An 11462-nucleotide genomic window follows, 5' to 3' on the forward strand; every position below is an offset into this window, starting at 1 on the left:
TCAATCCACCCGCGCGGCCGCGATGATCGGCCCGTGCCCGGCCTGTTGCAGCAAGACCACGGCCGGCAACTCAGACACCCCCGAGACCTGGAACACCTGCGGCCCGGCCCCATCCCATTGCCCGCCGACATGCCAGGCGTCGATCACGTTGGCATAGTCCAACTCGCGCCCGGCTAATTCACCCCGGTGGATCGAGGCGTGACGCAATGGCGTGTATTGCACGACCCGGACGTCATAGACTGTGCCCGATGGCAGATCGACCGGGGCAACTTGGACTGAAACGGTATCACCGGTTCGCGTCGCCGACACCTGCGCCATGGGCGGCGCGCTCAGATGGCTATCGATCACCCGTTCCAACTGTTCGCGTCTGGCCCCGACGATATCCTGCTCCCCGTTGACCACCATCTGCGGCGTATAGATCATGTCGCGCCCGCCCCGGCGCGCATAGGTGCGCTGGCGTGTGGTGTGGAACGGGTTGGCGTATTCGTCCTTCCAGCCGATATAGTCCCAGTAGTCCACATGCAGGGCCAGGCCGATCACGTCATCACGCTTGGCCAGATCGTGCATGATCGCATCCGCCGGCGGACACGAAGAACAGCCCTGCGAGGTAAAAAGCTCGACCACCACCGGACCGTCGGCCGCGGCCGGGACGGCGAGAAACAGGGACAGAAGGGTGGCGGTCAGTCGATGTCGTGGCATGGTCGGCTCAAGGCTCGTGGTTTACGGGAACCGGTTTACAGCCCGTCCGCGTCAAGGGCCAATCAAGGTTTCTTGAGACCAGTTTCGGCGGCAATCCGCAAAAATGTGTGCAATGGTATACAAAAATTGCCGCACCCGCCCTGTTGGACCTTGAACCGCAGGCCTTGGTGATGCAGATACCGCTCAGCGAATCCCAATTCCACGTCATTTGAGAGGGAGGCCACAGATGCCCATCAAAGTCGGACAGGATACCGCCAAGACACGCCGCAGCCTGAGCGTGAATGGCAAGTCCATCTCGTATTACTCGATCCCCGCCGCGCAAGAGGCCGGTCTGGGCGATTTCTCCAAGCTTCCCGCCGCGCTGAAAGTGGTGCTGGAAAACATGCTTCGGTTCGAGGACGGCGGTTTCTCGGTCTCGGTCGATGACATCAAGGCTTTTGCCGAATGGGGCGCAAACGGCGGCAAGAACCCGCGCGAGATCGCCTATCGCCCGGCCCGCGTGCTGATGCAAGACTTTACCGGCGTTCCGGCCGTGGTGGACCTGGCCGCGATGCGTGACGGCATCAAGGCGCTGGGGGGCGATCCGCAGAAGATCAACCCGCTGAACCCCGTCGACCTGGTCATCGACCACTCGGTCATGATCGACGAGTTCGGCAACCCGCGCGCTTTCCAGATGAACGTGGACCGCGAATACGAACGGAATATGGAGCGCTACCAGTTCCTGAAATGGGGCCAGAACGCGTTCAATAACTTCCGCGTCGTGCCTCCGGGAACCGGCATCTGCCACCAGGTGAACTTGGAATACCTGGCCCAGACCGTCTGGACCGACACCGACCAGAACGGTGAAGAGGTCGCCTATCCCGATACGCTGGTCGGCACCGACAGCCACACCACCATGGTCAACGGCATGGCCGTTCTGGGCTGGGGCGTCGGCGGGATCGAGGCCGAGGCCGCGATGCTGGGTCAGCCGATCTCGATGCTGATCCCCGAGGTCGTCGGTTTTGAACTGACCGGCGAGATGGTCGAAGGCACCACCGGCACCGACCTGGTTCTGAAGGTCGTGGAAATGCTGCGCGCCAAGGGCGTGGTGGGCAAGTTCGTAGAATTCTACGGCGAAGGCCTGGACCGTCTGCCGCTGGCCGACCGCGCGACCATCGCCAACATGGCGCCTGAATACGGCGCGACCTGTGGCTTCTTCCCGATCGACAACGAAACCCTGCGCTACCTGCGCAACACCGGCCGTGACGAAGATCGCATCGCACTGGTCGAAGCCTACGCCAAGGAAAACGGTTTCTGGCGCGACGAGAATTATGCCCCGGTCTACACCGACACTCTGTCGCTGGACATGGGCACCATCGTCCCAGCGATCTCGGGGCCAAAGCGTCCGCAGGACTATGTGCCGCTGACCAACGCCAAGGCCGCCTTCCGCAAGGAAATGGAAAACACTTTCAAACGCCCGATGGGCAAGGAAGTGCCGGTCAAAGGCGAAGACTACACGATGGAGTCGGGTAAGGTCGTGATCGCGTCGATTACCTCGTGCACCAACACCTCAAACCCCTATGTGATGATCGGCGCCGGTCTGGTTGCGAAAAAGGCGCATGAGCTGGGCCTGAACCGCAAGCCCTGGGTGAAAACCTCGCTGGCGCCGGGATCGCAGGTCGTGTCCGAATACCTCGAGGCCGCCGGCCTGCAAGAGCATCTGGACGCCATCGGCTTCAACCTGGTGGGTTACGGCTGCACCACCTGCATCGGCAACTCGGGCCCGATCCAGAAAGAGATCTCGGAAGCCATCGCCGAGGGCGATCTGGTGGCAACCTCGGTCCTGTCGGGCAACCGCAACTTCGAAGGCCGGATCTCGCCCGACGTGCGCGCCAACTACCTGGCCTCGCCGCCGCTGGTGGTGGTCTATGCGCTGGCCGGCACGCTGGACATCGACCTGACCTCGGAACCGATCGGTCAGGACAAGGACGGCAACGACGTCTACATGAAGGATCTCTGGCCGAGCCAGAAAGAGATCTCGGATCTGGTTGAAGCTACCGTGACCCGCGAGGCGTTCCAGTCGAAATACGCCGATGTCTTCAAGGGCGACGAGAAATGGCAATCGGTGGAAACCACCGATGCCGAGACCTATGACTGGCCGCCGACGTCGACCTACATCCAGAACCCGCCCTACTTCCAAGGTATGGGGGCACAGCCGGGCACCATCTCGAACATCGAAGGCGCCAAGGTTCTGGCTATTCTGGGCGACATGGTCACCACTGACCACATCTCGCCGGCTGGTTCGTTTGCAACCACCAGCCCCGCAGGCAAATACTTGCTGGAGCGCCAGGTGCAACCGCGCGAGTTCAACTCGTACGGGTCGCGCCGGGGCAACCATGAGGTCATGATGCGCGGCACCTTCGCCAACATCCGCATCAAGAACGAGATGCTGGACGGCGTCGAGGGTGGTTACACCAAAGGCCCCGATGGTCAGCAGACCTCGATCTATGACGCATCGATGGCCTATCAGGCAGAAGGCACGCCGCTGGTCGTGATCGGTGGCGAGCAGTATGGCGCCGGTTCCTCGCGGGACTGGGCGGCAAAGGGCACCGCGCTGCTGGGCGTCAAGGCCGTGATCGCAGAAAGCTTCGAGCGTATCCACCGCTCGAACCTGGTGGGCATGGGTGTCATCCCGTTCGAGTTCACCGCCGGCGACAACCGCAAGACGCTGGGCTTGAAAGGCGACGAGACCTTCTCGATCCACGGTCTGGACACGATCCAGCCGCTGCAGGAGGTGCCCTGCACCATCACCTATGCGGACGGGACCGAGAAGACCATCACGCTCAAGTGCCGCATCGATACCGCGCCCGAGATCGAATACATCGAAAACGGCGGCGTGCTGCACTACGTACTGCGGAACCTGGCCAAGGCCAGCTAAGCCGGCACAAAGCCAAGAACACAAGGGCGCCCCGACCGGGCGCCCTTTTTCATTTCAGGCATTTCAACTATCGCGTTGTGTTTTCTGCAGACTGCCGGTCTGTTTGCGACATGGGAAAAGTTGCATTGATAACCGGCGGCGCGCGTGGAATTGGCCGGGCCATCGCGGTTGATCTGGCCGCGGATCATCGTGTCGCCCTGACGTGGCACACGACCGAACCACAGCCCCTGCCCGATGACCGAACGGCGCTGACCCTGCACAGCAATCTGACGCAAGAAGGTCAGCCCGAAGACGTGGTGCGCCGCGTCATCGACAGATACGGCCGGCTGGATGTCATTATCAACAATGCCGGGCTGGTTCAGGCCACCCCGAAGGACCGGTTCAGCCAAAAGGATCACCAGGCCATTCTTGATCTCAACCTGTTGGTACCGGCCGCCCTGCTGGCCGCCGCGTTGCCTTACCTGCAGCGGGGAGCGTCGATCGTCGGTATCTCGTCAGTCAACGCCGCGCTTCCCCCGCACGGCGCCGCGACCTATGGGGCCAGCAAGGCTGCGCTGAACTTGTGGACCCGCGCCATGGCGAAAGAACTGGGTCCTGACGGCATTCGCGTCAACGCGGTGGCTCCTAGAGCGATCAACATCCCCGAAGCCCCCAGACCCGACGATCTGACCGACCTGTTCGTTCAGAACACGGCGCTGGGGCGTGTTGGGATACCAGAAGACATAGCGCGCGCAGTTCGCTTTCTCGCATCTGAAGACGCGTCCTTCATCACCGGAGAGGTGCTGACCGTCTCTGGCGGGTATCGCCTGTAGCCCCGGCGCTACTGCGCGGCGGCTTTCTCCAGCGCCGGGCGAATGGTGTTTTCGATCACGCGCTGGGTGATCGGGCCGGCAAACCGCAGGATGATCGTGCCGTCACCGTCGATCACGTAGGTCTCGGGCACGCCGTAGACGCCCCAGTCCAACCCCATGCGGCCGTTTTCATCGCGCCCGATGGCGGCATAGGGATCGCCCAGCTCGGCCAGGAACGCATCGGCATTGGCAAGCTTGTCTTTGTAGTTGATGCCGTAGACCGGAATACCTTCCTGCGCCAGTTTCTCGAGGTTCGGATGCTCGGCACGGCAGGGTGCACACCAGCTGGCCCAATAGTTCACCAGCTTGACCTGACCGTCGCGCAGGGTTGCGTCGTCGAACCCCTGTTTGCCCGGAAACTCGGTCAGGACAACGGGCGGCGCGGGCTGGCCTTCGCGGGCCGAGGGCAGCGCGTTGGGATCTTCGCGGAACATGCCGATGGCCGCCAGCACGGCGAAGGCGCCGAAAATCAGGGGCGGAGCAATCATCAAGGGCGAGATCTTAGCCATTGCGCGACATCCTCTGTTCGATCTTTTCCATCTCGGCCCGAACCTTGCGCCCACGCAGGATGCTGAAAACCACCAGCGCCACCAGCAGGACGATCGAGGCCGCGTAGGAGGACAGAACCGTTTCGGCGTATTTTCCCAGATCAGGCATCATCCGTTTACCCTTTCCCGTGCCAGCAGCGCCTTGATGCGCCGCGCGCGGATTTCGGTGCCGGTCCGATACAGGACCAGCGCGATGAACAGCAGCACGAAGCCGATGATGCAGGTCAGCAGCGGGTAGAAGAACACGTTGCTGACCTTTTCCTCGGTATCCGTGCCGGTGACCGCCCCGACCCGCATGACCGAGGCACCCTGATGCAGGCCTTGATTCCAGAAATTGACCGCATAGCGGCTGAGGAAGGCAAAGACCGAACCGACCAGACATAGGACCGAGGTCAGGTCGGCCGCAGTATCCGGATCCTCGATCGCCTCCCACAGGGCGACGTAGCCCAAATAGAAAAGGAACAGGATCAGGAACGAGGTTAGGCGCGGATCCCAGGCCCACCAGGTGCCCCACATGGGCTGTCCCCAGATGGCCCCGGTCGCCAGCGCGATCAGCGTCATTACGATGCCTACCGGCGCGGCGGCGCGTGCTGCAAGCGCGCTGACATGGTGACGGCGCACCAGCCAGACCAGCGACGTGACCAGCATCATAATCCAGCAATTGATCGCCATCAGGGCCGATGGCACATGCAGGTAGATGATCTTGACCGTCGACCCTTGCTTGTAGTCGTCAGGCGTGAAGAAAAAACCCCAGACAAGACCGATCACCAGACAGACGGCAGAGCTGATCCAGAAGAACGGCAGCACGCGCTCGGTCGTGGTGAGGAACTTCTTGGGGTTTGCGTATTCCCAGAGGGCGTTGGCTTTGGATGCTATGGACATGTCGCTTATCTAGTCCGTCTCGGGGCGGTTCTCAATTGACATCGGTCAACGCAGATTGACGCGGAGAACCGCGGCGCTGGCAAAGGGCAGCAGGGCGATGGTTGCGGCGGTGATCCCGGCCAGCATCAGCAGAGGCGTGGCGGTCTCCATCCCGGTGGCGCCGCGACGGGCCACCTCGGCCCCGAAGATCAGCGTGGGCACGTAAAGCGGCAGCACCAGCAGCGACAGCAGAAGGCCGCCGCGCTTGAGCCCCACGGTCAGGGCTGCGCCGAAAGTGCCGATCACGCTGAGCGCGGGCGTGCCGATCAACAGAGAGACGACCAGCCAGCCAAAACCGGGGCCAGGCAGGTTCAGCAGCACCCCAAGCACCGGCGCGGCCAGCACCAGCGGCAGACCGGTGGTGATCCAATGTGCCAAGGCCTTGATCGCGGCCACCGACTCCAGCGGCAGCGGCGCGGTGGCCAGCAGGTCGAGCGACCCGTCCTCCCAATCCAAGGCCAGCAGGCGATCGAGCGACAGCAGACATGCCAGCAATGCACCCAGCCACAGCACCCCCGGCGCGATGGTCGCCAGCAGTGAGGATTGCGGACCTACAGAGAACGGCACCAGAACGGTGACGATCAGGAAGAAGGCCAGCCCGAGGCCGAACCCTCCCCCCGCGCGGAAGGACAGTTTCAGGTCACGCAACAGCAGGGCGATCACAGGAAGCCTCCGTCGAAGTCATCCAGCGCCTTGGGGCGCGCCTTGTTGGGGCCGACATCCAAAACCTCACCATCGAGGCCCAGATCGATATGGGTGGCAATCAGGGCCGAGCCGCCCTGCCCCAGATGCGCCCGCACCGCATCGGCGAACATCGCCACCGCGGTCTTGTCCAGGGACACGGTGGGTTCGTCCAGCATCCAGATCGGGCGGCCGGTCACCAGCATTCGGGCCAAACCCAGCCGGCGTTTCTGACCCGCCGACAGGTTGCCTGCGTGACGATCAGCCAGTTCGTTGAGCGCAAAGGCATCCAGCGCGGGCTGGATGTCGCGCGTGCCAAAGACCGAGGCCCAGAAGGTCAGGTTCTCGGTCACGGTCAGGGTGGGTTTCAGCCCGTCGGAATGGGCGGCATAGGCGATCCGGTCCTCTGCCCCCTCGATCCGGCCCGAGAGCGGCTGTTGCAGCCCGGCCAGCGTGCGCAGAAGGGTGGTCTTGCCGATTCCGTTCGGGCCGCGCAGGATCAGCGCCTTGCCCGGGGGTAGCGCGAAACTGAGGCCTTCGAGCACGGGGAGGCCCCCTCGGGCGATGGCAAGGTCGGTCACGGTCAGTGTCATGAGACCCGCTTATCCGATTGGTTGCGGGGGAAAAAGGACGGATTTGCCGCAGGGCCTGTTGGCGGGTGGGATGTGAGGGGCCAGCCCCTCACGCACCCCGGGATACTTGGGGCCAGATGAAGGGGTCAGACTGGCAACAGGGCCAGAGCGATCCGGCGGCCTTCGGACAACAGCACGTTGTAGGTGCGGCAGGCGGCGGGCGAGTTCATGATCTCGACCCCGATGCCGGCCTCCTCGAGGGCTGTGCGCAATTCGAACGGGATCTGCGACAGATCGGCACCGGTGCCGATGAACAGCACGTCAATCTGCGCGGCGAGTCCCAGCAAGGGCGCCGGGTCCTGCAGGCCTGACCAAGGGCCGGTTCCGCTGGGGCCCGTCAGGACGGCGCCGTGGAACACCTGACCGCCGATGCGGAAGAATCCGGGGCCGTAGCCGTCTATTGGGGCGGCGTCGGTGAAAGTGATCTCGTTCAAGCGCATAAGGTCTTTTAGCCCCAAAGCGGCAGGCCCGACAAGGCCGATGCGGCGATGGCGACATAGGCAATAGCGCGGTAGAGGCGGTCTCGCGTCGGACGGAACAGCCATCCGCCCAGCCAATTGCCCAGCAAGTTCGGGATCGCAAGCGCCAGGCCCAGCGCGGTCGTTGCAACCGTGAGGCGGCCCATCAAGCCGAGATATCCGAAGATCAGGAAATCGAAGGCAAACAGAAACAGAAGAACCGTCGCGCGAATGACCGCCACCGCCAGCGGCCGCGACATGTAGAACAGGATGACGGCAGGCCCGGGCAACCCCGCGACACCACCGAGGAAGCCCGCCGCCGCGCCGATGGCCGTGACCATGCCACGCCGGACCGGTCCGCTGTAGCGCAGGCCAAGGACCAGCGCCGCCAGCATGGAAAGACTGAGCGTGCTGACAGTATATCGGAACACCTCGGGCGGGACCTGCGACAGCACCCACAGACCCACCGGCAAGGTCAGGGCGCATCCCGTGATCAGCCGTGTCAGATCGGAGCGTTCGACATGGGCCCAGGCGCGGCGCAGGTTCGGCAGAGGGCCAAACACATCCATGCAGGTCAGGGCGATCAGGGCGCCGAACGGACCCAGATGCGACGTTGCGAGGGGCAGAAAAACCAGCGCGGTGCCAAACCCAGTGAACCCGCGTACGATGCCGCCCAGAAGCGCCGCAAAAACGACAATGGCCAGCCCCGCAGGGGGCTGGCCGAACAGATCAGGCGTCGATATTGGCAAACTGGTTTCCGGCCGTGTTCGACGGCTTGGACCAGTCACGTTTGACCCCCAGCCACAGCAGGATGGTCGAGGCCACGAAGACCGACGAATAGGTCCCCACGATCACGCCCCAGATCATTGCGAAGACGAACCCACGGATCACGTCGCCGCCCAGGACATAGAGCGAGATCAGCGCCAACAGGGTGGTGACCGAGGTCATCACCGTCCGGCTGAGAGTCTCGTTGATCGAGAGGTTCAGAACCTCTTTGAGGTCTTTTTTCTTGTATTTGCGCAGATTCTCGCGCACCCGGTCGAACACGACCACGGTGTCGTTCAGCGAATAGCCGACGATTGTCAGCAGGGCCGCGATGATCGCCAGATCGAAGCGGATCTGCAGTTCCGAGAAGATGCCGATCGTCAGCAGCACGTCATGCACCAGCGCGACCACGGCCCCCAGCGCGAACTGCCATTCGAAGCGCAGCCAGATGTAGACCAGCACCGCCCCGATCGCCAGAACCACGGCGATCACGGCGGTCTGGATCAGCTCGCCCGAGACCTTGGGACCCACCGATTCGACTGACACGAACTGGATATCCGGCACGACGGCCCGCAACGCATCTTCGACCGCGGTTATGGTCGCGGCCGAGACGGCCTCGGCGTCGTCCTGTGCCTGAATGCGGATCATGGCCACGTTTTCATCCGGGCCGAAGGTGGGATCAAACACTTCGGTGATCGACACGTCGCCCAGGCCCAGCGGGGTGATCGCATCCCGGTACAGACCCACATCTATTTCCTGCGCACTTTGCGTACGGATCGTGGTGCCGCCGCGGAAGTCGATGCCAAAGTTCAGGCCCTGGAGCAGGAACGACGTGAAGGCGATGACCATCATCAGCCCCGAGATGCCCAGCCACAGCTTCCAACGGCTGAAAAAATCGAACGAGGTGCTTTCGGGTACGAGTTTCAGTCTCATGTCAAACCTCGATCGTTTTCGGGCGGCGGCGCTCGAACCACATGACCACCATCAAGCGCGTCACGAAGATCGCGGTGAACACCGACGTCAGGATGCCCAGGCCCAATGTGATGGCAAAGCCGCGTACCGGACCACTGCCCATGGCGAACAGGATCACGGCGGTGATAAAAGTGGTGACGTTGGCGTCCAGAATGGCCGACAGCGCCTTTTCATAGCCCAGCTCGATCGCGCGGGCGGGGCCTTTCGACGATTTCAGTTCCTCGCGGATGCGCTCGAAGATCAGAACGTTGGCGTCCACCGCCATGCCCACCGTCAGAACGATGCCCGCAATGCCCGGCAGGGTCAGCGTTGCCCCGATCAGGGACAGAAGGCCAAAGATCAAGCCCACGTTGATCAGCAGCGCGATGTTGGCGAAGATGCCGAATAGGCCATAGCTGAGGGCCATGAAGACCAGCACCGCCGCGAAAGCAACGATGGTGGCCACCTTGCCCGCCTCGATGCTGTCCTGCCCCAATTCGGGGCCGATGGTGCGTTCTTCCAGGAACTCCAGCCCCGCGGGCAGTGCACCGGCTCGCAGCAGGACGGCCAGATTGGTGCTTTCCTCGACGGTGAAATTGCCGGTGATGATGCCCGAGCCGCCGGGGATGTGGCTCTGGATGACCGGGGCCGAGATGACTTCGTCGTCCAGCACGATGGCGAAGGGCGCACCGATATTGTCACGGGTATAGTCGCCGAACTTGCGTGCACCCGTAGTATTGAACCGGAAACTGACGGCCGGGCGGCCGTTCTGGTCGAAGGACGGCTGCGCGTCCACCAGTTCCTCGCCAGTCACGACGGGGGCGGCCTCGATGGTGTAGTAAACGCCGTTTTCGTCGATCGAGGGCACGACCTTTTCGCCGATGCCCGCCGGGGCGTCAGGGTCCGTCCCGCGCGAGACCACGGGGTTGAAGGTCAACTGTGCGGTGGTGCCGATGATCTCTTTCAGCTCGCTGGCGCTGCCGATTCCGGGCACCTGGATCAGGATTCGGTCGGTGCCCTGGCGCTGGATCGTGGGTTCGCGGGTACCGACCTCGTCGATCCGGCGGCGCACGATCTCCAGCGCCTGGCGCACGGTGCGATCGTCAGAGGCCAGTTTCTCGGCCTCGGACAATTGCACCACGATGGTGTCGCCCTCGGCGCGTACGTCGATATCGGTGGCGCCCGCCCCGGTCAGGGATTGGATCGGGCGGGCCAGGCCACGCACCACCTCCAATGCGCGGGGCATGCCTTCGGGCTGACTGATGCGGATGCGAATCTCATCGGGCTCTGACGGCTGCCGGCGGATGGTGCCGACCTCGGAGCGCACGTCGCGCAGCGCGTTGCGGATTTCCGGCCACATGGCCTCCATCCGGGTTTCGTACACGTCGCTGACCTGCACTTCGGCCAACAGATGCGCACCGCCGCGCAGATCAAGCCCAAGGTTGACCAGCGACGAGGGCATCCAATTCGGCCATTGCGCGGCCTGCGTCTGCATCTCAGGGGTGTCGTTACCCAACTCAATAGCCGCCTTGGCGTCGTTCGATTGCTCGACCCGCGTGTAGAAGGCGTTCGGCAGGGCCAACAGCAAGCCAACCACGCAGACCAGCCAGATCAGGACCCGCTTCCAGGTGTCAATTTGCAGCATTACCCTGCCTTTTCCGTCGATTGTCGCGCGAAGTTACTTCGCCGGCTCGGTCTTGTTCAGAACCTGAGCGATGGTCGATTTGATCACGCGGACCTTCACGCCATCGGCGATTTCGACCTCGATCTCGTTCTCGCCTTCCTTGACCTTCGACACCTTGCCGATCAGGCCGCCCTGCGTGACCACCTGATCGCCACGGCGCACGGCCTCGACCATGGCCTGATGTTCCTTCATCTTCTTCTGCTGCGGACGGATCAGCAGGAAGTACATGATCGCAAAGATCAGAATGAGCGGGAGAAACTGGGCGATTGCGCCACCTTCCATGGGATATTCCTTTTATCTTGAGGTCGCGGTCGGAGCGCCGCGAATTTGGCGGGAAACTATGCCCTGCAATCGA

General features: G+C 63.0%; 13 protein-coding genes. 2 read left to right on the forward strand and 11 right to left on the reverse strand.

Annotated features, from left to right (window positions below; translation table 11 throughout):
- Positions 1-699 carry a DUF1223 domain-containing protein gene (locus AC2FMN_RS04335; protein WP_496686555.1) on the reverse strand — a complete coding sequence of 233 codons (699 nt, stop codon included), beginning with the start codon at positions 697-699 and terminating at the stop codon, positions 1-3.
- Positions 700-925: 226 nt separating this feature from the next.
- Here AC2FMN_RS04335 and acnA point away from each other — a divergent pair, with 226 nt between their 5' ends.
- Together acnA and AC2FMN_RS04345 are read left to right on the forward strand one after the other, a co-directional pair.
- Positions 926-3616, forward strand: a complete 2691-nt coding sequence (acnA, locus tag AC2FMN_RS04340) for an aconitate hydratase AcnA (protein ID WP_496681276.1) — start codon at positions 926-928, stop codon at positions 3614-3616.
- Between the two features lie 110 nt (positions 3617-3726).
- Positions 3727-4428, forward strand: a complete 702-nt coding sequence (locus tag AC2FMN_RS04345; protein WP_496686557.1) for an SDR family NAD(P)-dependent oxidoreductase — start codon at positions 3727-3729, stop codon at positions 4426-4428.
- 8 nt (positions 4429-4436) lie between these two features.
- On the opposite strand, the gene AC2FMN_RS04350 is transcribed toward AC2FMN_RS04345, so the two are convergent.
- The 10 genes from AC2FMN_RS04350 to yajC all read right to left on the reverse strand — a co-directional run bounded on the left by AC2FMN_RS04350 (position 4437) and on the right by yajC (position 11389).
- Positions 4437-4976, reverse strand: a complete 540-nt coding sequence (locus AC2FMN_RS04350) for a DsbE family thiol:disulfide interchange protein (protein ID WP_496681274.1) — start codon at positions 4974-4976, stop codon at positions 4437-4439.
- Positions 4969-5127, reverse strand: coding sequence for a heme exporter protein CcmD (ccmD, locus tag AC2FMN_RS04355; RefSeq protein WP_005982370.1), 159 nt, complete (start codon positions 5125-5127; stop codon positions 4969-4971). The genes AC2FMN_RS04350 and ccmD overlap by 8 nt, the downstream gene beginning before the upstream one ends.
- Positions 5124-5897 carry a heme ABC transporter permease gene (locus AC2FMN_RS04360; protein ID WP_496686559.1) on the reverse strand — a complete coding sequence of 258 codons (774 nt, stop codon included), beginning with the start codon at positions 5895-5897 and terminating at the stop codon, positions 5124-5126. The genes ccmD and AC2FMN_RS04360 overlap by 4 nt, the downstream gene beginning before the upstream one ends.
- Positions 5898-5942: 45 nt before the next feature.
- Positions 5943-6599, reverse strand: coding sequence for a heme exporter protein CcmB (gene ccmB, locus AC2FMN_RS04365; protein ID WP_496681267.1), 657 nt, complete (start codon positions 6597-6599; stop codon positions 5943-5945).
- A complete protein-coding gene (ccmA, locus tag AC2FMN_RS04370; RefSeq protein WP_496686562.1) occupies positions 6596-7210 on the reverse strand; it encodes a heme ABC exporter ATP-binding protein CcmA in 615 nt (204 codons plus the stop codon). Before ccmA ends, ccmB begins: the two co-directional genes overlap by 4 nt.
- A gap of 125 nt (positions 7211-7335) precedes the next feature.
- A complete protein-coding gene (locus AC2FMN_RS04375) occupies positions 7336-7689 on the reverse strand; it encodes an Mth938-like domain-containing protein (protein ID WP_496681264.1) in 354 nt (117 codons plus the stop codon).
- 8 nt (positions 7690-7697) lie between these two features.
- Complete coding sequence (locus tag AC2FMN_RS04380) at positions 7698-8456, reverse strand: TSUP family transporter (protein ID WP_496686565.1); 759 nt, start codon at positions 8454-8456, stop codon at positions 7698-7700.
- Positions 8437-9405 (reverse strand): protein translocase subunit SecF, encoded by a 969-nt coding sequence (gene secF / locus AC2FMN_RS04385; RefSeq protein ID WP_496686567.1) that lies wholly within the window; start codon positions 9403-9405, stop codon positions 8437-8439. Before secF ends, AC2FMN_RS04380 begins: the two co-directional genes overlap by 20 nt.
- Before the next feature lies 1 nt (position 9406).
- On the reverse strand, positions 9407-11068 hold the full coding sequence (gene secD / locus AC2FMN_RS04390; RefSeq protein ID WP_496686570.1) for a protein translocase subunit SecD: 1662 nt from the start codon (positions 11066-11068) through the stop codon (positions 9407-9409).
- Between the two features lie 33 nt (positions 11069-11101).
- The gene (gene yajC / locus AC2FMN_RS04395) at positions 11102-11389 is read right to left on the reverse strand and encodes a preprotein translocase subunit YajC (RefSeq protein WP_073279584.1); all 288 of its coding nucleotides are present in this window, start codon (positions 11387-11389) and stop codon (positions 11102-11104) included.
- Between the last annotated feature and the right edge of the window lie 73 nt (positions 11390-11462).

This window comes from Ruegeria sp. BHSC037 (genome assembly GCF_059613045.1).